Source organism: Micromonospora alfalfae (assembly GCF_022230925.1).
GTDB classification, from domain to species: Bacteria; Actinomycetota; Actinomycetes; order Mycobacteriales; family Micromonosporaceae; genus Micromonospora; species Micromonospora alfalfae.
This window is the reverse complement of record NZ_JAKKFH010000012.1, coordinates 177,793-200,201: the sequence shown is the minus strand read 5'-3', so window position 1 is coordinate 200,201 and position 22,409 is coordinate 177,793. Positions and strand designations below refer to the sequence as shown.

Annotated in this window: 22 protein-coding genes; 11 read left to right on the top strand and 11 right to left on the bottom strand. The window is 71.1% G+C overall.

What is annotated here, in order from left to right; genetic code table 11:
- Positions 1-110: 110 nt before the first annotated feature.
- From MED01_RS13320 to MED01_RS13310, 3 genes are all read right to left on the bottom strand, one after another.
- Complete coding sequence (locus MED01_RS13320; RefSeq protein WP_238668867.1) at positions 111-797, bottom strand: hypothetical protein; 687 nt, start codon at positions 795-797, stop codon at positions 111-113.
- A gap of 199 nt (positions 798-996) precedes the next feature.
- Entirely contained in the window at positions 997-1,959 is a 963-nt protein-coding gene (locus tag MED01_RS13315; protein ID WP_238668866.1) for a zinc metalloprotease, read from the bottom strand.
- Between the two features lie 160 nt (positions 1,960-2,119).
- The gene (locus MED01_RS13310; RefSeq protein WP_238668864.1) at positions 2,120-2,872 is read right to left on the bottom strand and encodes a TIGR03089 family protein; all 753 of its coding nucleotides are present in this window, start codon (positions 2,870-2,872) and stop codon (positions 2,120-2,122) included.
- 144 nt (positions 2,873-3,016) lie between these two features.
- Between MED01_RS13310 and MED01_RS13305 the strand changes: the two genes are divergently transcribed.
- Positions 3,017-4,087, top strand: coding sequence for a hypothetical protein (locus tag MED01_RS13305; protein WP_238668863.1), 1,071 nt, complete (start codon positions 3,017-3,019; stop codon positions 4,085-4,087).
- Positions 4,088-4,217: 130 nt separating this feature from the next.
- Here the strand turns inward: MED01_RS13305 and MED01_RS13300 are convergent, their stop codons facing one another.
- The 4 genes from MED01_RS13300 to ligD (MED01_RS13285) are packed head-to-tail and all read right to left on the bottom strand — an operon-like array spanning position 4,218 to position 7,505.
- Positions 4,218-5,102, bottom strand: coding sequence for a hypothetical protein (locus tag MED01_RS13300; RefSeq protein ID WP_238668861.1), 885 nt, complete (start codon positions 5,100-5,102; stop codon positions 4,218-4,220).
- Positions 5,103-5,107: 5 nt separating this feature from the next.
- Positions 5,108-5,626: a SigE family RNA polymerase sigma factor gene (locus tag MED01_RS13295; RefSeq protein ID WP_238668860.1), complete on the bottom strand. Its 519-nt coding sequence runs from the start codon at positions 5,624-5,626 to the stop codon at positions 5,108-5,110.
- 33 nt (positions 5,627-5,659) lie between these two features.
- Entirely contained in the window at positions 5,660-6,574 is a 915-nt protein-coding gene (gene ligD / locus MED01_RS13290; RefSeq protein WP_238668858.1) for a non-homologous end-joining DNA ligase, read from the bottom strand.
- Positions 6,564-7,505 (bottom strand): non-homologous end-joining DNA ligase, encoded by a 942-nt coding sequence (gene ligD / locus MED01_RS13285; protein WP_238668857.1) that lies wholly within the window; start codon positions 7,503-7,505, stop codon positions 6,564-6,566. The genes ligD (MED01_RS13290) and ligD (MED01_RS13285) overlap by 11 nt, the downstream gene beginning before the upstream one ends.
- An 85-nt stretch (positions 7,506-7,590) precedes the next feature.
- Between ligD (MED01_RS13285) and ku the strand changes: the two genes are divergently transcribed.
- From ku to MED01_RS13255, 6 genes are all read left to right on the top strand, one after another.
- On the top strand, positions 7,591-8,616 hold the full coding sequence (gene ku, locus MED01_RS13280; RefSeq protein ID WP_238668855.1) for a non-homologous end joining protein Ku: 1,026 nt from the start codon (positions 7,591-7,593) through the stop codon (positions 8,614-8,616).
- A gap of 73 nt (positions 8,617-8,689) precedes the next feature.
- A complete protein-coding gene (locus MED01_RS13275; RefSeq protein WP_238668853.1) occupies positions 8,690-9,328 on the top strand; it encodes a DUF4241 domain-containing protein in 639 nt (212 codons plus the stop codon).
- A 146-nt stretch (positions 9,329-9,474) separates the two neighbouring features.
- Positions 9,475-10,146 (top strand): FKBP-type peptidyl-prolyl cis-trans isomerase, encoded by a 672-nt coding sequence (locus MED01_RS13270; protein ID WP_238668851.1) that lies wholly within the window; start codon positions 9,475-9,477, stop codon positions 10,144-10,146.
- A 189-nt stretch (positions 10,147-10,335) separates the two neighbouring features.
- Positions 10,336-11,163: an SCO6745 family protein gene (locus MED01_RS13265; RefSeq protein ID WP_238668911.1), complete on the top strand. Its 828-nt coding sequence runs from the start codon at positions 10,336-10,338 to the stop codon at positions 11,161-11,163.
- A 32-nt stretch (positions 11,164-11,195) separates the two neighbouring features.
- The gene (locus MED01_RS13260; protein ID WP_238668850.1) at positions 11,196-11,849 is read left to right on the top strand and encodes an HAD family hydrolase; all 654 of its coding nucleotides are present in this window, start codon (positions 11,196-11,198) and stop codon (positions 11,847-11,849) included.
- A 28-nt stretch (positions 11,850-11,877) separates the two neighbouring features.
- Positions 11,878-12,888 carry an NADPH:quinone reductase gene (locus tag MED01_RS13255; RefSeq protein WP_238668849.1) on the top strand — a complete coding sequence of 337 codons (1,011 nt, stop codon included), beginning with the start codon at positions 11,878-11,880 and terminating at the stop codon, positions 12,886-12,888.
- A 184-nt stretch (positions 12,889-13,072) separates the two neighbouring features.
- On the opposite strand, the gene MED01_RS13250 is transcribed toward MED01_RS13255, so the two are convergent.
- Complete coding sequence (locus MED01_RS13250; RefSeq protein ID WP_238668847.1) at positions 13,073-14,722, bottom strand: fatty acid--CoA ligase; 1,650 nt, start codon at positions 14,720-14,722, stop codon at positions 13,073-13,075.
- A gap of 56 nt (positions 14,723-14,778) precedes the next feature.
- On the opposite strand from MED01_RS13250, the gene MED01_RS13245 reads away from it, so the two are divergent.
- The gene (locus MED01_RS13245; RefSeq protein ID WP_030334282.1) at positions 14,779-15,270 is read left to right on the top strand and encodes an NUDIX domain-containing protein; all 492 of its coding nucleotides are present in this window, start codon (positions 14,779-14,781) and stop codon (positions 15,268-15,270) included.
- Between the two features lie 15 nt (positions 15,271-15,285).
- On the opposite strand, the gene MED01_RS13240 is transcribed toward MED01_RS13245, so the two are convergent.
- Positions 15,286-16,320, bottom strand: coding sequence for an aldo/keto reductase (locus MED01_RS13240; RefSeq protein WP_238668846.1), 1,035 nt, complete (start codon positions 16,318-16,320; stop codon positions 15,286-15,288).
- Positions 16,321-16,445: 125 nt separating this feature from the next.
- On the opposite strand from MED01_RS13240, the gene MED01_RS13235 reads away from it, so the two are divergent.
- On the top strand, positions 16,446-17,078 hold the full coding sequence (locus tag MED01_RS13235; protein WP_238668844.1) for a TetR/AcrR family transcriptional regulator: 633 nt from the start codon (positions 16,446-16,448) through the stop codon (positions 17,076-17,078).
- Positions 17,079-17,142: 64 nt separating this feature from the next.
- Here the strand turns inward: MED01_RS13235 and MED01_RS13230 are convergent, their stop codons facing one another.
- On the bottom strand, positions 17,143-18,819 hold the full coding sequence (locus MED01_RS13230; RefSeq protein WP_238668843.1) for an MDR family MFS transporter: 1,677 nt from the start codon (positions 18,817-18,819) through the stop codon (positions 17,143-17,145).
- Between the two features lie 155 nt (positions 18,820-18,974).
- Positions 18,975-19,517 (bottom strand): type 1 glutamine amidotransferase domain-containing protein, encoded by a 543-nt coding sequence (locus MED01_RS13225; protein ID WP_238668841.1) that lies wholly within the window; start codon positions 19,515-19,517, stop codon positions 18,975-18,977.
- A 181-nt stretch (positions 19,518-19,698) separates the two neighbouring features.
- Between MED01_RS13225 and rfaE2 the strand changes: the two genes are divergently transcribed.
- Positions 19,699-21,534 (top strand): D-glycero-beta-D-manno-heptose 1-phosphate adenylyltransferase, encoded by a 1,836-nt coding sequence (rfaE2, locus tag MED01_RS13220; protein WP_238668840.1) that lies wholly within the window; start codon positions 19,699-19,701, stop codon positions 21,532-21,534.
- Entirely contained in the window at positions 21,531-22,409 is an 879-nt protein-coding gene (locus tag MED01_RS13215) for a glycosyltransferase family 2 protein (protein WP_238668838.1), read from the top strand. The genes rfaE2 and MED01_RS13215 overlap by 4 nt, the downstream gene beginning before the upstream one ends.

Sequence of the window (22,409 nt, the reverse complement as noted above, 5' to 3'; positions counted from 1 at the left end):
GACCCAACCCCACCCGGCCCCACTCTGGCCCTGCCCTTGTTGATCAAGAGGTTTGCGTCATCATCGGGCCGATCGATGACGCAAACCTCTTGATCAACGCAGTGGATGGGTCAGGACGTGGGGGGTGGGCAGCGGTCGGGGAGGGTGACCTCGCCGGGGCGGTGCTCGAAGGTGTCCATGGTGAACCATTCGTCCAGCTCCGGGTCGAAGAGGTTCTGCAGGCCGAACTGCAACACCTGCCGCCACCGACTCGGGTCGTGCTGGTCGACGTAGATGTCGCCGAGCGCGAGCGGGAACCGGAAGAACTCCCCGGGCACTGTGGAGCCGCCGACCACCCCGACCCGCCAGTGGTCCACGTGCCGGTCCTTCTCACCCTGCAGGACCTCCGGCCCCACGTAGCGGGCGGTCTTCAGCTTGTCGTTGAAGATCTGCCGGTTGAAGAACCCCGGCACCTTGCTGCACGCGCGGGGCGGGAACAGCGGAATGTTCGGCCACCTGTAGGTGAGTGTGTAGAGCGTGTTCTCGAAGATCAGGTTCGTGAACCAGATCGGGTGGTCCGGGCCACCGGCGGTCATCTGGCTGTTGCCGTCGCGGCCCTGCCAGGAGAACGGCACGTCGATGCCGAGGTCCCGCACGATGTACCGGCCGGTGCCCTGAAAGTCCGCGGGGAGCAGCGGTGGGCGCGGCTCGCGTGGTTCGGGAACGGTAGGGCCGTCGGCCTGGGCCGCCCGGGGCAGCGGTGCCGCCGCTGGGCCGGGCGCGACCACGCCGAGAGCGAACAGTCCACCGGCCACCACCGACACCAGTGTCCGACGTGTACGCCCCGACGCCATGTGTCCCCCGCCCTGCCGATGAACGTGCCAGATACCTTCGGCGAAGCGTAGGAGCAGGCGAAACGTGAGGATCGAAGGAACGAGCGGGCTCCACCGGAAGGGTGAAGCGAGAGGGGTCGGCGGTTCGCCGCAGAGCGAACCGCCGACCCCGACCGCCAGTGGGCTATCCGGCGCCGCCGGCCCGGAACGCCATCCAGGCGTCGCTCATCCGGTCGGCCTGCCCGGCCGTGAACATGTTCATGCAGGAGTCCTCCGTGTAGTCCATGAAGTTGTGGATCGGGTCGAGCCCGGGCGCAGCGCAGGAGTCCGCGCCCACCGGGCAGTCGAACTGCGGCGCCGCCTCACGCGGGGTGTCCGCCACGAAGTCGCCGGAAGCGGAGCAGCCGTGCGCGAAGGTGTGCTCCAGCATCAGCCAGTGCCCGACCTCGTGCGTCAGCGTGTCGCCCAGGGCGTACTTGCCGGCCGTACCACCAGGCATCGACTCGTCGAGCATCACCACGCCGTCGATGTAGCCGCGCCCGTTGTTGTAACCCTTCGGGAAGTACGCCCAGCCGAGCAGCCCGTCGCCGATGTTGGCCGCGTACACGTTGAGGGTTTCCGAGTCGCCGGTGTACAGCGCCTTCTTCATGTCCCGCTCGCTCTTGCCCGGCACTACCGTGTACCAGGCGCTGTTCACCGTCCACGTCGTGTCGACGAGCGAGAACCGGAACGGCGTGTTCGAGGCGTCTCCGGCCGTACGGCCCGCGAACGAGTCGTTGAGCACCGCCATCTGCGCGGCGATCAGGGTGTTCCACCTGGTCGTCTCGGCTGCTGTGAGCGGATGGTCGGAGATCATGTGGAAGACCGTCGGCACCGTGACGCTGCCGTTCGGCAGCCGCGGCGCGTCTTTGATCACGCCGTAGGCCTTGGCTTCGTTCGTGGCGTACAGCGCCGGCTCCTGGGCGGCGGCGCCCTCGGCCACCCGGGCCGCGCTGTGCGCGTCGGTGCCCGGCTCACACGCGGTGACTGACGGGGAGGCGGTCGCTGGCGCGGCCGTGGCGAGCGCCCCGGAGGCACCGCCGGACGCCAGGATCGTCGCGGCGGTGGCGGTGAGGACCGCCAGTCGGAAGGTCGGTCTTCTGCGCATCGGTGCACCTTTCGATGAGGGAGACGGTGCGGTGTCGATGACGTCGCTGTTCGGGTATGAGAACACGCCGACGGCATCGACAAAAGACCCTCTGAGCAGGGCAGATGGCGATGTAACGGAACCGGATCGGCCAGCGCTGTTTGGGCCGCTCCGGCGGGGTTCAGAGGACGCGGGTCACCTGTTCGGCGACGATTACCGCGTCCCGCCGCGCCGGGTCGAGGTTGGCGCTGATCACCACTGACGCGCCGGCCGAGAGTGGCGCGAGCAACCACTTCAGCGGCTGCTCGGTCTCGGCGGCGTCAACCAGTAGGCGGTCGCCGGCGTGCAGGTCCAGCATCGTGGCGAACTCCTGGGCGAGCGCGCCCCACTGACCGTAGGTGGTGCCGTCAGCGGTGGCCGGGTCCGACGGGTGGATGGCAGTGTGGTCGGGCGTGCCGTCGCCGTGCCGGAGCACCTCGGCGGACCAGTCCAACCAGCCCAACGGCACGTCGTCCAGCCGCCCCGGCCCGGTGCCGACGAGATAGCGGTGCGGCGCGTCCGGCACGTCCTCCAGCCAGTCGTCCTGCCGCTCCGGCGTCACGAAGACCGCGTCGAACGGCCGGTCGCCGCCCGGTTCGAGCACCGCCAGGCCCGCCGTGGCGCGCGGTCGGAACGACACCGCCAGGCCCGAGGCCCAGGCGCCCAACAACACAGCGGCGGTACGCCAGTGCGGCGGCAGCAGGACCGCTACGCGGCTGCCGGGGCCGAGCCGGCAGCCGTCCCGCAGCAGGCTCGCGCTGCGGGCCGCCCACTGGCCGACCTGCTGTGCCGTCAGGTCGACGCGCTCGCCGGTCGCCTCGTCGCGGTAGCTGAGCAGCGGACGCTCGGCCTCGACGGGCCGGGCCGCCAGGTTGGCCGTGACGGTTGGCTGCATCTCCACGCTCCCCGGGTCGACGTCGGCATCACAGTACTCAACGACTTTGGTCGCACCGGTCGTCGGCCGATGGCCGTATCGGGTGACCGGGTGGCTCGCGCAGTGTGCGGGGAACGATCCCCGAGACGCCGCCGAGGAGCGCCGATGCCGACCGGACCCGACCCCGTCACCGCCGACCATCCCGCCGCCGACCACCCCGCCGACGCTGGCCGCCTGCCGTTGCGCCGGCGGCTCCTGCCGGTGATCGCGTTGCTGCTGCTCGCGCCCTGGGCGGCCGAGTGCTCGTGGGGTGGCTTCGCCATCGACGACTTCCTCCCGGTGCTGATCTTCCTGGGCCCGATGTACGGCGGCGCGGCGCTCCTGATCCGGGAGACCGCCCGCCGCTTCGGCGCGGGTTGGCCGACGATAGTGCTGCTCGCCGCCGCGTTCGGCGTGCTCCAGGCCGGGCTGGTCGACCAGTCGTTGTTCAACAGCGACTTCCTCGACGACACCCAGTACGCCGACACCCGGGCCGCCGCCGAGGCGACGCTGGTGCCGGGGCTCGACTTCAGCCTCCGGCAGGCGTTCGACTACGTGGGCAACCACATCTTGCTGACGATCTGCGCGCCGATAGTGCTCATCGAGTCGTTCCTCGGGCCGGAACGGCGGCTACGGCCCTGGCTGGGCTGGCCCGGTCTCGCCGTGGTGGGCGTGCTCTACCTGCTCGGCAGCCTGTTGATCTTCTCCGACAGCAGCGGCCGGAAGGGCTTCCTGGCCAGCCCGCTCCAACTGGCCTTCGCCGCCGTGGTGGTCCTCGCCCTGGTCGCTGTCGCAGTGCTGCCCCGCTGGCGTCACCCTCGCCCGCGCCGGGCCCGTCGGGCACCGCACCCACTCTGGGTCGGTCTACCCCTCGTCCTCGTCCGCCTCGGCTCCGACCTGACGCCCGGCTGGCCGGGGATGATCATCGCGCTTTCGCTCTCCGTCGTCGCCGGAGGGCTTGTCGCGTACTGGTCGTCCCAGAACGGCTGGGAGCAGCGGCACGTGCTTGTTGCCGGCACCGCGGGCCTGGTCATGGCCGCCGCGTTCGCGTACCTGGTGCCGCCATACTCCCCGGCGAGCCCGGCCGCGGCCCTGGCCGGCGACGTCGCGGTCACCGTCGTCACTGTCGCCCTGATCGGCGGCGCCTGGTGGCGGCTGCGCCGTGCCTCGCCGACTGTTCCCGTCGCCGCGAGCTGATCCCGTTGGCCACCACCGGTAAGACGGTGCTGCTGCGTCTCGGCGACAGCCGCAAGGTTTTCGGCCGCCGCTGATCCGGCAGCCGGCAAGGCCCGGCGTCCACAGGCGTGGACGCCGGGCCGCGCGGTTCCTACTCCTTGACCATCACGACGTCGGTCGGGCGTTCGACAGTCACTGCGGTGCCGTAGTCGAACAGTTCGAGGGTCGAGTTGGACGTCCCCGTGTCGAGACGGCCCTTCGCCGTCGACTGCCAGGTGAAGGTGAGCGCCACAGTCGCGATCCGACCGTCGCGGTCCAGCGTGACGTCACCGGTCGTGTTGCTCGACCCGTCCCTGCCGCTCTCGGCATAGCTGAAGTGCAGCGAGCCGTCCGGATTCTCGGTGACTGTCGCGTTCTGCCGCTTCAACGCCGCGAACAGGGCAGCCGGGTCGGGCTCGGCGGAACCCAGCACGTCGTTCCCGTCGCCGTGCAGGGAGAGCCGGTCGTACGTGCCCGGGTACTGCCCGTACCGGCCGTACGCCTCGCCCGGGCCCTTGTCAGCCGGCAGCGGGCCCAGCGGGCGTTCGCCGCCCTGGTACCTGGTGCCGTTGATCAGCAGTTCGGTCATGACCGAGTCGTCCTGCGGCGCGCGGACGTAGCCGGTAGCGGTTTTCGGGTCGAACGCGCCCTCGTAGGTCAGCCCGTCCCGGCCCGAGTTGGTCAGCCGCATCCGGTAGCTGATGTTCTCGCTGGCGGCGGCGGCCGAGACCAGCCGCATCGCCGGCGAGGCCGGCTCCGGCGGCGCGGCCTGGGTGGTGACGTCGGAGCGGCCCGCCGGGGAGTTCGTCGGGACGGTCAGCGCGGTGCCGACGCCCAGCGCCAGCAGCGCGCACGTGCTACCGACGAGCGCGGTGGTCCGGCGCCGCCGGGCCCGTCGGCCGCGCTCGATCAGCGCACCCACCGGGGGTACGGAGTCCGTCTCACCGTCGACGATGTCGTGCAGCCGATGGGCGAGACGGTCATCGATGTTGTTCATGACTATCACCTGCTTACCGAGTCGAAGGATTCCTCAAGGAGGTGGCGCAGTTTGCCCAGTGCGCGGGCGTTCTGGCTCTTGACGGTGCCGAGCGAGCAACCCAGCACCTGGGCGACCTCGCGCTCGCTCAGGTCCTCGTAGTGGCGGAGCACCACCACCGCTCGCTGTTTGGCCGGCAGTGACATCAGCGCCCGGCGCAGCACGACGGCGTCCGGGCCGACGCCGTCGGCCGCGGCGGCCCGGTCGGGGACGTCCGCGAAGAGGCTCTCCCGGCGACGCCGCCGCCACGCCGACGTGTGGTTGTTGACCAGGGCCCGGCGCAGGTAGGCGTGCGGGTCACCGAGCCGGGACAGCCGCCGCCACCGCTCGTAGACCTTGACCAGGCTGTCCTGGAGCAGTTCCTCGGCCCGCCACCGGTCGCCGCTGAGCAGCATGGCCAGCCGGATATGTCGCTGCCACGCCACCTCGACGAACGCGACGTAGGACCGGTCCGCCGCGGACAGTGGTTTCTGTTGGTCGGTCACGCGCCTTACACGCCGCGGGGTCACCGAAGGTTGTCAGGCCGAGGGGAGTTCCGGACCGCCGTCGAGCAGCGGGCCGAGCAGGTCGTCGTACTCCTCGACCCGGGTCAGGACCTCGGCGGCGGTGAACTGGCGGACGGCCGGCTTCCGGCCGCGCGCGCCGGCCTCGACCTCGTCCCAGGTCAGTGGCGTCGACACCGACGGCACCGACTGGGCCCGCAGCGAGTACGGCGCCACTGTGGTCTTCGCCGCGTTGTTCTGGCTCCAGTCGATGAAGACCTTGCCCGGTCGGAGGTTCTTCGCCATCTTCGACACGATCAGCTTCGGGTGGGCCTTCTCCAACTCCTGGGCGATCCGCCGGGCGTAGTCGGAGACGACGTCGGACGACTGGGTGCCGGCGATCGGGCAGCAGAGCTGCATGCCCTTCTTGCCGGACGTCTTCGGGTACGACTCGATGCCGTCGTCGGCGAGGCGGTCGCGCATCAGGACCGCCACCGGGCAACACTCGGCGAGCCCGGCCGGCGGGCCCGGGTCCAGGTCGACGACCATCATGTCCGGGTGTTCGCCCACCTTCCACTGCGGTGTGTGCAGCTCCAACGCCGCCAGGTTGGCCAGCCAGACCAGGGTGGGCAGGTCGTCGGCGACCACGTAGTCGATGGTCTCCCGGCCCTTCGTCGACCCGGGTGCCGGCAGGTTCTCCACCCGCACCCAGTCCGGGGTCGCGGCCGGCGTGTTCTTCTCGAAGAACGACTTGTCGTCCACCCCGTTCGGGAAGCGGATCCGGGTGACCGGTCGGTCCCGCAGGTGCGGCAGCAGCACCGGGGAGATCCGGGTGTAGTAGTCGATCACCTCACCCTTGGTGAACCCGGCCGCCGGGTAGAGCACCTTGTCCAGGTTGGACAACTCCAGCGCGCGACCTTCGACGTCCACCCGTAGCCGCTCAGCCGGCATCGTCGACCTCCTCCGGAGGCTTGTCCGGGCGCAACCGCAGCACCCGGGGGAAGCGCAGCCGGCCGTCGGGGGTGCGCTGGCCGTACTTCACCTCCACCACCACCTGGGGTGTTACCCAGATGGCGCCCCGCGCATCCTCGCGTGGCATCCCCGGCGCGAACGGTGACACGCCGGAGCGCAGCGGCTCCAGCTCGGCGAGGAGCTGCCGCTCGATGGCCGCGCCGATCCCGCCGCCGACCCGACCCCGGTAGATCAGTCGGCCGTCCGGGCCGGGCACCCCGACCAGCAGCCCGCCGATCCGGCGCGCGCCCGGTCGCCAACCGCCGATGACGAAGTCGCCGGTCACCTCCAGCTTGACCTTCACCCAGTCCGGCGAGCGCACCCCCGGGCGGTAGACGGCCCCGACCCGCTTGGCCATCACCCCCTCCAGGCCGTGCTCACCGGCCGCCTCGTAGGTGGCCGGCCCGTCGGCGAACATCGGCGGCACCGCCCACCGGAGGCCACCGAGCGCGAGCGCGTCCAGCGCCTCCCGGCGGCGCTCGTACGGCCAGCCGGTCAGGTCGTCGCCGTTCAGCCGGAGCAGGTCGAAGATCATGTACGTCACCGGCATGACAGCTGCCAGCCGGGCGGCCTTGGCCCGGTCCCGGACGTGCATCCGCTCGGCCAGCGCTGTGAACGACGGTTGCCCGCCCTGGCCGAGCAGCACCACCTCACCGTCGAGCAGCGCGTCGTCGACCTGCTCGGGCAGGGTGGCCAACTCCGGGTACGCGGCGGTGATCTCCACGCCGGAACGGGCATAAAGGTGCTGACCGCCACCTGAGATGTCGGCCAGGGCGCGGACGCCGTCCCACTTGAACTCGTACGCCCAGCCGTCACCCGCCGGGAGCGGCCCGGTCATCGCGAGCATCGGCTTGAGCGGCGCGCCGGGCACGACCCGACTGTAGTAGCAGCCCGAACACCTCGCGTCCGGTTCTTTCGGATGCGAGCATGGTCGATACCGGGGAAGGGAGCGCAGGATGCGTGCCATCTGGAAGGGAGCCGTGTCGTTCGGGCTCGTCTCGATCGGGGTGAAGCTCTACTCCGCGACCGAGGAGAAGGACATTCGGTTCCACCAGGTGCATCGCGAGGACGGCGGCCGGATCCGCTACAAGCGCACCTGCTCGGTCTGCGGCGAAGAGGTCACCTACGACGACATCGCCAAGGGCTACGACATCGGCGGCGGCGAAATGGTGATCCTCACCGACGAGGACTTCGCCGACCTGCCGCTGACCAGTTCCCGTGCCATCGACGTGCTGGAGTTCGTGCCAGCCGAACAGGTGGACCCGATCCTCTACAACAAGGCGTACTTCCTTGAGCCGGAGGGCGCGGCGACCAAGCCGTACGTGCTGCTGCGCGACGCGCTGACCGACTCGGAGCGGGTGGCCATCGTCAAGGTGGCGCTGCGCCAGCGGGAGCAGCTGGCCACGCTGCGGGTCCGCGAGGGTGTGCTGCTGCTCAACACAATGCTCTGGCCGGACGAGATCCGTACCCCGGACTTCGGTTTCCTCGACGAGGACCTCAAGGTGCGCCCGCCGGAGCTTGCCATGGCCAGCTCACTGATCGACTCGATGACCGGCGAGTTCGAGCCGGACGTCTTCACCGACGACTACCGGGCCGCGTTGCAGGAGGTCATCGACGCCAAGGTGGAGGGTCGGGAGGTCGTCCAGCCGGAGGAGGTCGAGGAGGCCCCGGCCGCGGCGGTGGACCTGATGGCCGCGTTGAAGGCCTCGGTGGAACGCGCCAAGGCGGCTCGCGGCGAGCAGCCCGCCCGCGGTGGTGGCGACGGCGAGCCGACGCCCATCTCGTCGGCGCGGTCCGCGCAGAAGGCAGCCGAGAAGAAGGCGGCCAAGGCGCCCGCGAAGAAGACAGCGGCGAAGAAGACCGCCGAGAAGAAGGCGGCCGAGCCGGCGAAGAAGACCGCCGCCAAGAAGACCCCCGCGAAGAAGGCGGAGCCGGCGAAGAAGACCGCCGCGCGCAAGACAGCACCCCGCAAGAGCGCCTGACCGTACGGCAGCGGCGGCGGTGTCCGCCTCGCCGGGTACGCTCCGCCGGCCGCTGGCGACCGGAGGAGCCCCCATGCCGTACACCCCTGATCTGGACCGGTTACTGACGCCCGGCGCCCGCTACACCGACCAGCACGGCGGGTACCTGATCGAGGTTCACCCGGCGGGCGACGTCGTGCTGCCCACCGGCCAGGTGGTCGGGTGTGACCCGCTGGTCTGCCCGGAGGGCGAGCCGTTCACTGTCACGGTCCCGCCGGGCCGGTACGCCGCCCGCGCCTGGGTGGCAGTGGTGCTCCGGGAGAACGCCGAGGTGGACCGGCGGGTGGCCGCGTTTCAGCTGGTCGTCTCCGACGAGCCGACCATTAGCTGGGAACCGGCGGTCGCGGGCGACCAGGACGTCGCCACGCTCGGTGCGGACGACTACTTCGGGTACGGGGTGGACGCTGGCACCGGCACCCTCGCCGACCCGACAGCGCTCAGTGTCCTGGAAGGCTGGGACTACGACCGGGTCGAGGATGTCTTCATCCCCGACGAGCTGCCCTCGTCCCCGGTCCCGGGGCTGATCACCGCTGTCCTGGACGAGGCCAGCGGCGCCAACGTCGTCACCGTGACCACCGGTTGGGGCGACGGCTGCTACGGCACCTGGATCGGCCGTACCGCCGACGGACGGATCACGTCGTTCGTGACCGACTTCATGGTCGTCCCGGAATAACCGCCCAGGAACGCCCCGGAACTGTCGCGCTGGGCGATCCGAGGCGTCGGCGGCGGGCACGGTAGGCCGCGGTGCGGGTACCGTGTGCGTCGGCTTTCCCCCCGGCACCGGGTGCCGGCCACACTTCGCAGCAGGGAGTCGACGACGTGAGCGAGCGGACGCAGCAGACGGGCCCGGACCAGAGCCCGGCAACCAAGTCGGGGCGCCGCCTGGCCGCCCAGTTGGCGGCGAAGAAGGCCGCCGACGCGAGGCGCAAGCGCAACGCGTGGGCCAGCGGCCTCGCCGCCGTCGCCGTGGTCGGGGTGCTGATCGGCGTCTTCGTGACGATCGGCGGGGGTGACGACAAGCCGAAGACCCAGGCCGACTCGACCCCGTCCGCCTCCGCCCCGGCCCCCGACGAGGCCGGCGCGCCGCCCGCGCCGCAGCTGCCCGCCGACGCCGATCCGGCACTGAAGACCAAGCCGACGGTGACGCCGGGCACTGGCGACCTCAAGAAGCTCACGGTCACCCCGCTGATCAAGGGCAAGGGCCCGGCCGTGCAGAAGGGCCAGAACATCACCACCAACTACGTTGGGGTGTTCTACAAGGACGGCAAGGAGTTCGACTCCTCCTGGAAGGGCGGGCAGCCGGCCACCTTCCCGATCGGCGTCGGTCAGGTCATCCCCGGCTGGGACCAGGGCCTGGTCGGAGTGACTGTGGGCAGCCGGGTGCAGCTCGACATCCCGGGCGAGCTGGCGTACGGCAACGACGAGGCCGCCGCCGGTGGACGTCCCACCGGTCCGCTGCGCTTCGTGGTGGACGTGATCGCCGCCCAGTGACCTGTCCGGGTCGTCCCGGTTGTCGCCGGGACGCGATGGAGTTGTTCACATGGGGCTTCCGGCCCGTCACCCAGCGGCAGTAGGTTCGGCGTCACCCCGGGCGGTTCGCCGCCCGGGGTGAGCATCCGGAACGGGGACGCGGAGGTGCATGTGACGGCGCTGGACGAGCCTGGGCGGACCGCCCGGTCGATGTGGGCGTACTTCGAGCCGGTGCACACCGTCACCTACCTGCACCCCCGGGCCCGGGCCGCGTACGAGGCGGTCGGGCTGCGCGGCTACTGGCGCGGTTACTTCGCCGGCCGGGCCGCGCCGCTGGGGGCCACCGAGGCGGCCCCGGTGGTCGCCGCCTTCTTCAACTTCGCGCCGCCGATGGTGGCCCGCGCGCTGCCGGCGGTGTGGCGGTTGGCCACCCCGCCGGAGGCGCTGCGCGCCCGTCTGACCGGTGCCGTGCAGGCGCTCGCCGAGCTGACCTACGAGCTACCCGAGTCGCACCTGGTGGAGGCCGCCGACCTGCTGGAGCGGGCCGCGGCGGCGGCGCAGACCGCCGGCCGGGTGCTCGGCGCGGCCAACGCGGCCCTCCCGGCCGGCGAATACCCGCTGGCGCGGCTGTGGCAGGCCGCCACCACGCTGCGCGAGCACCGGGGGGACGGGCACGTGGCGGCGCTGGTGGCCGCCGGCCTGGACCCGGTGGAGACGCTGACCGGGCGGGTCGCGCTGGACGGTTCGCCGCCGCAGTACCTGCTGGGCCGGGGCTGGTCCGAGGAGCAGTGGCACGCCGCCCGCGGGCGGCTCACCGAGCGGGGCTGGCTGACCGGTGACGGCGCGGCCACCGACCACGCCCGCGCCGAGTTCCAGGCCATCGAGGACGCCACCGACCGGGCCGCCGCGCACCCGTGGCAGGCGCTCGGCGCCCACGACACGGACCGGCTCCGGGAGCTGCTGGAGCCGATCGCCCGGTCCGGCCATGCCCTGCTCCCCGAGGGCAGCCCGCTCGGTCTGCCCGCGTTGCCCGGCTGACCGGGCACCCGCGAGTCGGGCAGGATGGGCCCGTGACTGATGCGGTGGTCTTCGACCTGGACGGCGTGATCGTGGATTCCGAACCGGTGTGGGAGGAGGTCCGCCGGGCGTACGTGGCGGCGCACGGCGGGACGTGGCAGCCGGACACGCAACGCCGACTCATGGGGATGAGCACCGGCGAGTGGGCCCACTACCTCAGCGGGGAGCTGGGCGTCGACCGCACCGCCGAGCAGGTCGCCGTCGAGGTGGTCGAGGAGATGACCCGACGCTACCGGGACCACGTACCCCTCATCGACGGCGCCGACCAGGTCGTTCGCCGGCTGGCCGCGCGGTGGCCGCTCGGGTTGGCCAGTTCGTCGCCGACCCGGCTGATCGAGGCGGCGCTGGCGGCGACCGGCCTGACCGACGCGTTCGGCGCCACCCTCTCCACCGAGCAGACCGAGCGGGGCAAGCCGGCACCCGACGTGTACCTGAGCGTGGCGCAGCGCCTCGGCGTCGACCCGGACCGGTGCGCGGCAGTGGAGGACTCGTCCAACGGGGTGCGCTCCGCCGCGGCGGCGGGGATGCGGGTGGTGGCGGTGCCGCACGGCTCGTACCCGCTCGACCCGGACGCCGCCGGGCTGGCGGCGGTGACGTTGAACGCGATCGGTGAGCTGACGCCGGAGCTGGTGGACGAGCTGGGTTGACCCGGGCCGAGCCGGGTAGAGACCACTGATGAAGGCCATCGTGTACGAGCGCAACGGCGACAGTTCGGTGCTACAACTGGTCGACCGGCCGGTGCCGGAGCCGGGCGCGGGCGAAGTCCTGGTGCGGATGGCGGTCTCCGGGGTCAACCCGACCGACTGGAAGTCCCGCCGTAACGCCCCGCCGAACGGATGGCAGATCCCCGGGCAGGACGGCGCGGGGTTGGTCGAGGCGGTCGGCGAGGGGGTCGACCCCGACCTGATCGGTGAGCGGGTGTGGGTCTGGGAGGCCGCCTGGCAGCGACAGTGGGGCACGACGGCGGAGTACACGCTGGTGCCGGTTCGGCAGGCGGTACGTCTCGGCGCCGCTCCGTTCGAGCTGGGCGCGGCCCTGGGCATCCCGTTCCTCACCGCGCACCGCTGTCTGACCGCTGGCGAGTTCATGCCGGACACGCTGCGGGCCGGGGCGCTGGCGGATCACACTGTGCTGGTGCAGGGCGGTGCTGGCGCTGTCGGCAACGCCGCGATCCAGCTCGCCCGCTGGGCCGACGCCACTGTGATCGCCACTGTGAGCAGCGCGGAGAAGGCTCAGCTCGCTGCCTCGGCCGGCGCCTCCTTCGTGATCAACTATCGGGAGCAGGACGTGGTCGAGGAGGTCCACAAGATCGCCCCCGACGGGGTCCACACGATCGTTGAGGTCTCCCCCGCCCGCAACGCCGCTGTCGACGCCCGGGTGCTGCGGCACGGCGGCGCGGTCTGCATGTACGCCGACAACGGCGGGGACGAGGTGACCATCCCGATCCGGGCGATGATGGCGCCGAACGCCCGCTGGCAGTTCGTCCTGGTCTACACGGAGCCGAAGGCGGCCAAGGCGCCGGGCGTGAAGGACGTGGCGGCGGCGGCCAGCCAGGGTGGCATCCGGGTCGGCGCGGACGCTGGCCTGCCGCTGCACTACTACCCGTTGGCGGAGGCGGCCGCGGCGCACCAGGCGGTGGAGGACTCGACGGTGGGCAAGGTGCTCATCAACACCAGCGACGCCTGATCGGGTCGCCGGCAACCCGATTTCCCCGTCAGCAGGACAGAAGCGAACAATTTTCGCAACAATGACGGTGCGGGTCACCCCGCGTGGAGCGGGCGGCCCCGGCGCGGTGCGAACGCCGGGGCCGCCCCTGGGGAGGGTTTCAGGAGTACTCCCGCCTTAACAGGCGACAGTGCCGGGGAAAACGTTACGGGGCTGTCAGCTCCCGGACACTCAGCTCGCCCTCGGCGTACCGCGAACGGACGACCTTCTTGTCGAACTTGCCGACACTCGTCTTCGGCACCGTGTCGATGAACGCCCAACGCTCGGGCAACTGCCAGCGCGCCACCGACCCGGCCAGGAAGTCCCGCAACTCCTCGGCGGTCACCGAAGCGCCCTCCCGGAGCACCACAGTGGCCAGCGGACGTTCGTCCCACCGCTCGTCCGGGACCCCCACCACGCACGCCTCCAGCACCGCCGGGTGGGCCATCAGCGCGTTCTCCAACTCCACCGACGAAATCCACTCACCACCGGACTTGATCACGTCCTTGGCGCGGTCGGTCAGGTTGATGTACCCGTCCGGCGAGAGGGTGCCCACGTCGCCGGTGCGCAGCCAGCCGTCGCGGAACTTCTCCTCGTCCGGGGCGTCGTCACCGACGTACCGGGCGGTCACCCACGGCCCTCGGACCTCCAGCTCGCCCACTGCCGTGCCGTCGGTGGGCATCGGGTCACCCGACGGGCCGACGATCCGCGCCTGCACGCCCGCCGGCACCCTCCCCTGGGTGTAGCGGTAACGCCACGCCTGCTCACCGGTCGCACCGGCGGGTGGACGTGAGACCGACCCCAGCGGGGACATCTCGGTCATCCCCCAGGCGTGGATGACGTCGATTCCGTGCCGCTCGTCGAACGCGTGCATCAGCGCCGGCGGGCACGCCGAACCGCCGACGATCACCTCACCGAGCGAGGAGGTGTCCACGTCGTGGGTGTCCAGGTAGGCCAGCAGGTCGGTCCAGATGGTCGGCACCGCGCCGGCCAGGGTGGGCCGCTCGGCGGCGATCATCTCGGCGATCGGCGCGGCCTGGAGGAACCGGTCCGGCATGATCAGCGACGCGCCGGAGAGGAAGGCCGCGTAGGGCAGGCCCCAGGACATGGCGTGGAACATCGGCACGATGGCCAACTCGCGGTCGGTCGGGCCGAGGCCGAACCCCTCCGGCATGCAGACCTGCAACGAGTGCAGGTAGATCGACCGGTGCGAGTAGGCCACACCCTTCGGGTTGCCTGTGGTGCCCGAGGTGTAGCAGAGCGCGGCGGCGTCGCGCTCGTCCACCTCGGGCCAGTCGTACACCTCGGGCCGGTCGGCGAGCAACGCGTCCCAGTGGTGAACGGTGATCCGGTCGCCGGCCGCCGCCACCAGCGGAGCCGGGTCGCCGCCGCCGACCACCACGACGTGCCGCACAGTGGTCAGCTCACCGATCACCCGGGCCAGCAACGGGATGAGCGTGCTGTCGACGAGGACCACCCGGTCCTCGGCGTGGTTGGCGATGTAGACGACCTGGTCGGGAAAGAGCCGGATGTTCAGCGTGTGCAGCACCGCGCCCATGCTCGGCACCGCGAAGTAGGCGACCAGGTGCTCGTTGTTGTTCCACATGAAGGTCGCGACCCGCTCGTCGCCGGTCACCCCGCACTCGTCGCGCAGCCCGTGCGCCAGCCGGGCGGCGGTCCGGCCCACCTCGGCGTACGTCATCCGGCGGGGTTCGGCACCCGTCCAGGTGACCACCTCGGCCGTGCCGTGCACCAGCGCACCGTGGTCGAGGATCCGGGAGATCTGCAGAGGGGCGTCCATCATCGTGCTACGCATGGGTAACAAGCTAGTGTCGGCGGTCACACGTTGGGAACCCCCGTAAGTTGTCGCAGGTGAGCATCTCCTGGGCCGACTCATACGTGGGGCAGTTGCGCGCGCTCGCCGGGGACCGGACGCTGATGTTCGTCGGCGCCCGTGCCGTGGTCAACGACGACGCCGGACGCATTCTGCTGATCAAACGCTCGGACAACGGCCAGTGGGCCATGCCGGCCGGCGCGATGGAGCTGGGCGAGTCGATCGCCGACTGCGCGGTACGCGAGGTCCGCGAGGAGACCGGGCTGCGCGCGCTGCGGGTCTGCGCGTTCGCGCTCTACACCGGGCCGGACCGGACGAGCACCAACATGTACGGCCACACGTACCAGGTGTTCACGACGGCGTTCAAGGTGGAGGAGTGGGACGGGCAGTTGGCCCGGGTCACCGACGAGACCACCGACGCCGGCTTCTTCGCCCGCGACCGGTTTCCCGCCCCACTCTCCACCTCGGTCATCGAGACCCTTGCCGACCTGGACGTCTTCGAGCAGACGAACCGGCTCATCCTCAAGTAGGTCGGCCGGGCCGCGTTACTGCGGGTAGCGCATCCCGGCGAAGAACCCCTCCTGGATCCAGTTCGGGTACGCCACGGGCAGCTTGGTGGCCTCGTCCAGCTCGGTGAGGTCCTGCTCGGTCAGCGTGAGATCCGAGGCGGCGATGTTGTCGACCAACTGCTCGTGCTTGCGGGCACCGACGATCACGCTGGTCACCGCCGGTCGGGACAGCAGCCAGGCGACGGCCACCCGGGCCGGGCTAACCTCGTGCCGCTCGGCGACGCCTTTGAGCACGTCGACCACTCCGAAGGCGTGCTCCGGGTCGAACGGGGTGAAGCTGGCGTACCCGGGCTGGGCGCTGCGCGCGCCACTGTCGGCGACGGCACCGTCCCGGCTGACCTTGCCGGACAGGAAACCACCGGCGAGCGGGCTCCAGACGGTCAGCCCGACACCCTCGTTGAGCGCCATCGGCACCACGTCGCGCTCCACGTCCCGGCCCAGCAGCGAGTAGTACTCCTGCACCGAGACGAACCCGGCCAACTTCTCCCGGGCGGAGATACCCAGCGCCTTGGAGATCTGCCACGCGGCGAAGTTGGCGGCGCCGATGTAGCGGACCTTGCCCTGCCGGACCGCGTCGTCGAGCGCGCGCAGCATCTCCTCCATGGGGGTGATCTGGTCGAAGTTGTGGATCTGGTACAGGTCGATGTGATCGGTGCCCAGTCGGCGCAGGCTGTCCTCCAGGTTCTGCATGATGTGCAGCCGGGAGGTGCCGACGTCGTTCGGGCCAGGGCCCGTCCGGGAGTGCACCTTCGTCGCCAGTACGACGTCGCGACGCCGCTTGCCGAGCGCCTTGCCGAGCAGTTCCTCGCTCTCGCCGTCGCTGTAGCCGTCCGCGGTGTCGACGAAGTTGACGCCCGCGTCCAGCGCGGTGTCCACCAGCCGCTGCACCTCGGGCAGCGCCAGCCCACCGAGGGTGCCCCAGAGAGGGTGCCCGCTACCGCCGAAGGTCATCGCGCCGAGCGAGATCTCCGAGACGTACACCCCGGTGGTGCCCAGCAGTCGGTACTTCACGTGTGTCGCTCCTCGTGGTGGGTCGGAGGCCGAGGTCAGGCACTCCGTGGTCACTATGTCGGACACTGTGTCCGGCAACGAGCGTACGTCGCCCACCCGACCCCCAGCCACCTAGGATTCCGGCTATGCCCTCGATCACCCGCCGCCGCCCGCGCAACCCCGACGGACGCGCGGCAGTCGAAGCGCGGGTGCTGGCGGCCACCGAACGGCTCCTGAAGGAGGGAATCCGCTTCACCGACCTCGGCGTGCAGCGGATCGCCGCCGAGGCCGGCGTGGCCCGGTCGACCTTCTACACCCACTTCCGGGACAAGACTGAGCTGCTCATGCGTCTCGCCGGCACCATGCGGGAGAGTTCGTTCGACCGCACCGGCGACTGGGACCCGGGCGGCCCCGGCGACCCGCTCGCGCGGCTGACCGAGGTCTTCGCCGACGTGATCCGGATATACCGGACGTACGCCCCGGTGCTCGCAGCGGTCAGCGAGGTCGCCGCGTACGACGAGGCGGTCCGGGAGTACTGGGCGGCCGGGCTGGAGCAGTTCGTGGCCCGCACCGTGGACGCGCTCCGGGTCGAGCAGCAGGCCGGGCGTACCCCCGCCGACCTGGACGTGACAGCGGCCAGCCGGCTGATAGTGGTCGGCGGCGACCGCTTCCTGGCCGACCACGTCAGCACGACCTCGGCCGACCCCGAGACCGACGCGGCAGCCGCCCGGGAGTTGGCCGCGACCTGGTGGTACGGCGCCTACCGCCGCCCCGCCTGACCACCTAGGGCACGGCTGACACCGACCGCCCCGGAGCGGTCCGGGGCGGTCGGTGTCGAGACGCTCAGATCATCGTCTGGGACTTGGCCTCCATGTCGGCGGCGGCCTCCTCCTTCGACTCGCGGGTCAACGGCTTGCCGCCCGGAGCCGGGGCCTCCCCGCCGAGCGGGTCGGCGCCACCTGTGGCACCCTGCGGGCCGGCGCCCCGCAGCTGCGTGTTGGGCAGTGTCAGGGTGACCACCACCGCCACGATCGCGATCAGGCCGGCGGTCAGGAAGACCATGTCCAGCGCGTCGACGAAGGCGCCCTGGATGGCCGCACGCACCGGCCCCGGCAGGGCCAGGATGGTAGCCGGGTCGTTGATCGAGATGTTGGTGCCGCCACTCGCCGCGACAGCGGCCTGCTCCTGCGGCGGGAGCTGCGCGATCGCGCCGGGCAACCGGTCGGCGAGCCCGCCGGTCAGCCGGGACGAGAGCACCGTGCCGAGGATCGCCACCCCGAACGAACCGCCCAGCGACCGGAAGAAGGTCGCCGACGAGGTGCCGGCACCCAGGTCGCGTACCGACACCGCGTTCTGTACCGCCAGGATCAGCGACTGCATACACAGGCCCAGCCCGACGCCGATCACCACCATGTACCCGAACGCCACCCACAGCGAGGTGGCCACCTCCAACTGGGTGAAGAGGAACATGCCGACCAGGAGGGTCACCGAACCGGCCACCGGGAACCACTTGTAGCGGCCGATCCGGGTCATCGCACGACCGGTCAGGATCGAGGTGATGATGATGCCGGCCATCATCGGCAGCATCAGCAGACCGCTTCGGGTCGGCGAGGCGCCCTTCACGATCTGCAGGTACAGCGGGATGAAGATGATCGAACCGAACATCACCAGACCGATGATGAGCAGTGCCGAGTTGGCCAACGCGAAGGTGGCGCTCCGGAACAGCCGCAGCGGCAGGATCGGCTCGGCCACCCGGGCCTCCTGGAGGACGAAGAGCACCCCCAGCACCACACCGGCCACGAAGAGCCCGATGATCACGCCGGAGCCCCAGGCGTACTCGTTGCCGCCCCAGCTCAGCGCGAGCAGCAGGGAACTCACCCCGGCCACCAGCAGGCCGGCACCGAGCCAGTCGATCGAATGGTCCCGACGTTCGAACGGGATCAACCGCATCACGTGGTAGCAGACGACGATGGCCAGGATCGCCAGCGGCACGTTGATGTAGAAGATCCACCGCCAGTCGGTCTCCGCGAAGTAACCGCCCACCAGCGGCCCGGCGACCGACGAGATCCCGAAGACCGCGCCGAACAGGCCCTGGTACCGACCACGTTCCCGCGGTGACACCACATCCGAGATGATGGTGAACGCGAGCGTCAGCAGACCACCGGCGCCGAGACCCTGGATACCCCGGGTGACGATCAGCTGGGTCATGTTCTGCGACAGCCCGGCCAGCAACGACCCGACCAGGAACGTGCCGATCGAGAAGAGGAAGACCGGCCGACGCCCGTACAGGTCGGCCATCTTGCCGTAGAGCGGCGTCGACGCGGTCGAGGCGAGCAGGTACGCGGTGACCACCCAGGAGTAGTGGTTGATCCCGCCCAGCTCGCCCACGATGGTTGGCAGCGCCGTACCAACGATGGTCTGGTCGAGTGCGGCCAGCAGCATGCCGGTCATCAGGCCCAACATGAGCAGCCGGATCTGCTGACGGTTCAGCACCGGCGCATCTGAGGCTTCGGTGGTCATGTGCCCTTCTATCCCGCGAGCCGCAGAACATGCGCCGACCCAGCAAAAAACCCCACCCCCACCCCACCCGCTCCACCCGGGTTGATCATGAAGTTATTGCCACGACACGCCGCGCCGAGGGGCAATAACTTCATGATCAACCGAGGGGGGTGGGGTTAGGGGGTGGTGAAGGTTTTGGTGATTGCTGCGCAGAAGGCGGGGAGGTCGTCGGGTTTGCGGCTGCTGGTCAGGTTGCCGTCGGTGACGCACTCCTCGTCCACCCAGGTGGCTCCGGCGTTGGTCAGGTCGGTACGCAGGGTCGGCCAGGAGGTGATCCGCCGGCCCCGCACCACGTCCGCCTCGATCAGCGTCCACGGGCCGTGACAGATCACCCCGACGGGCTTGCCCGCGTCGAAGAACGCCTTCACGAACCGCACCGCGTCCGGGTCGCCCCGCAGGAAGTCCGGGTTCGCCACCCCTCCGGGCAGCACCAACGCGTCGTAACCGGCGACGTCGGCCTTGTCGACCGTCACGTCCACGTCGTACGTCCTGGAGTGGTCCAGGTGGTTGAAGGACTGGATGGAACCGGCCTTCAGCGAGACCAGCTCGGCCGTCGCGCCAGCGTTCTCGACCGCCTCGCGTGGTTGGACGTACTCGACCTCCTCGACGCCGTCGGCGGCCAGGAAGGCGATCCGCTTGCCCTGCAATGTCGCTGCCATCTCGGTACATCTCCTTTCCGGGGGTACCTCATTTCCCTTCCCGCCCTCGAACACCCGAAACAGGGCGGACAGGTTCGGACCGGCGAGGACCGGTCAGGGGCCGCCGAAAGACCGCCTGAGCAGCGGCGGGGCCGGTCTGCGCGCAGGTTTGCCCGCCAGGCCGCTGGGGACCCGGGGAGGCATGGCAGGAGCAGCAGCGGAGCAGCGCCGGTTCGCCACCGTCGTGGAGAGCTGGCTCGGACGCCCAGTACTGATCGTCGGTGACGCCATGTTGGACGAATGGCGGTTCGCCGACTCCGACCGGCTCTGCCGGGAGGCGCCCGCCCCGGTTCTCACCCTGCGCCGGCGGATCTCCGCCGCCGGTGGGGCCGCGAACACCGCAGTCAACGTCGCGGCCCTGGGCGGTCGGGCGGTGCTGGTGGCACCGGTCGGCGCCGACGTCGCCGGTGACGAACTGCACGACTGCCTGGACCGCGCGAGCGTCTGGGACCGCACCGTCAACCAGCCCGGGCGACCCACCCCGGTCAAGCGGCGAATGTTGGCCGGCAACCAGATCCTGCTGCGTGAGGACTCCGGCGACCCGGAGGACGCGCTGGACCACGAGGGGGTGACCCGGCTGCTCATCGCCCTGAGCTGCGCCACCGAGGAGTTGCGTGCCGCCGCAGGTGGGGAGGCCCCGGCACTGGTGGTTTGCGACTACGGCCTGGGCGCGCTGCCCGCGCCGGTCCGCGCGTGGCTGGTCGAGAACCGCCAGCGGTACGCCACAGTCGCGCTGGACGCCCACGACCTGGCCGACTGGCGGGGCCTCGCGCCGACGGTGGTCACCCCCAGCTTCGCCGAGGCGACCCGGCTGTTGGCCCGCGCGGGCGGTACGACCCGACCGACCGGCGGGACCGAACTGCACCTGGAACACCCGGGCGGGGACCCGGTCGACGGACCGTCCGAGATGACAGTCGGCGCGGCACCGGGGGCGGTACGCGCCGACGACACCGCCGCCGAGCTGGCCCGGGTCGACCGCCCGGGACCGGTCGGTGAGCCGACCCCGGGCGAGGGACGGGTGGCCCTCACCGGTGACGGGCTCAGCGTCACCGGCACCGGCGTCACAGTGAACACCCGGGCCGGAGAGGGCGTCGACCGGGCGATCCTGGCCCAGTCGCGGCTTGCCGAACTGCGTGCGCACACCGGTGCCGACGTGGTCGCGGTGACCCTGGACACCGAGGGTGCTGTGGTCGGCGGCGCCGACGGGGAGCCACGACGCAGCCACAGCACCCCGGTGCCGGCGAGCCACGCGGTGGGTGCCGGCGACGCGTACCTGGCGGCGATGACGTTGGCCCTGGCCGCCGACGCGCCCCTGCCCACCGCCGCCCAGCTCGCCCAACTCGCTGCCACCATCACCGTCTCGGACACCGGCACCTGCGTGTGCCGACGTGACGACCTGCTCGCCGCGTTGGACCAGCCGACCGACACCACGAGCCACCCCGCGCTGGTCGGCGGCGACGAGTTGGACGCGATCGTCGCCGAGTACCGCGAGGCGGGACGGTCGGTGGTCTTCACAAACGGCTGCTTCGACGTGCTGCATCGCGGGCATGTGCGCTACCTGGAGCAGGCCCGCGCGTTGGGCGACCTGCTCATCGTGGCGGTCAACTCGGACGGAAGCGTACGACGGCTGAAGGGGCCGGACCGGCCGGTCAACCCGGTCGAGGACCGGGGTGCCCTGCTCGCCGCGCTCGCCTGCGTGGACCACGTGGTGGTCTTCGAGGAGGACTCACCGGCCGCGCTGATCGAGGCGGTCCGACCGGACGTGTACGTCAAGGGCGGCGACTATCCGCCGGAGCTGGTGCCGGAGGCGCCGCTGGTGCGCCGGCTGGGCGGCCAGGTGCGCACCCTGGGGTACGTGCCGGACCGGTCCACCTCCGCGATCATCGAGCGGATCCGGTCGCACAGCCAGGACCCGTCGCCACACCTCGACGACCGGGAGCCCGACCCGTCGCTGCGCACCCGCACCCAGGCGTCGTGAACCGCCCCCTGGACCTCGGCACCCCGGAGGAGTTCCGCGCCGACCGGCTGGTGGACGTGCTGATTCCGACCCGGAACCGGCCCGCCGAGCTGGCCGTCACACTGGGCGGGCTCGCCACCCAGGACGGGGTACCCGGCTTCGGCGTGGTCGTCAGCGACCAGTCCGACGGGGATCCGGCGTACACGCATCCGGCAGCTGCCACCATGGTCCGGGCGCTGCGCCACCGGGGCCACCCGGTGCTGCTGACCCGCCGGCTGCCCCGACGGGGGTTGGCCGAACACCGGGCGTACCTGCTCGCCGCCTCGGCCGCCCGGTACGTCCTCAGCCTCGACGACGACATCTGGCTGGAACCGGGTGCGCTGCACCGACTGGTCACCGCGATCGGTGAGCTGGGCTGCGGGTTCGTCGGCAACGGCGTGCACGGGCTCTCGTACACCGACGACGTACGGCCGGAATCGCACTGCCACTACGAGGAGTGGGTCGGCCCGCCCACACCGGAGCGGATCCGACCCGACACCCCGCAGTGGAACCGGGCCCGGATCCACTCGGCCGCGAATCTGCTGCACATCACCGAGCAGTTGGCGCTGCCGCCGGGCGCGTGGCGGGCGTACAAGGTCTCCTGGATCGGCGGGTGCGTGCTCTACGACCGGGCCAAGCTCGTCGACGCCGGCGGCTTCGACTTCTGGCGTCGGGTGCAGGAGAAGCACCAGGGGGAGGACGTGGCCGCGCAACTCGCCGTGTTGTCCCGCTACGGCGGCGCTGGCATCCTGCCCAGCGGCGCGTACCACCTGGAGTCCCCCACCACCGTCACCGACCGGGACGTGGAGGCGTGGGAGGTCGTCCTCGCCGACGAGGACACCCCGCAGCCGGCCTGA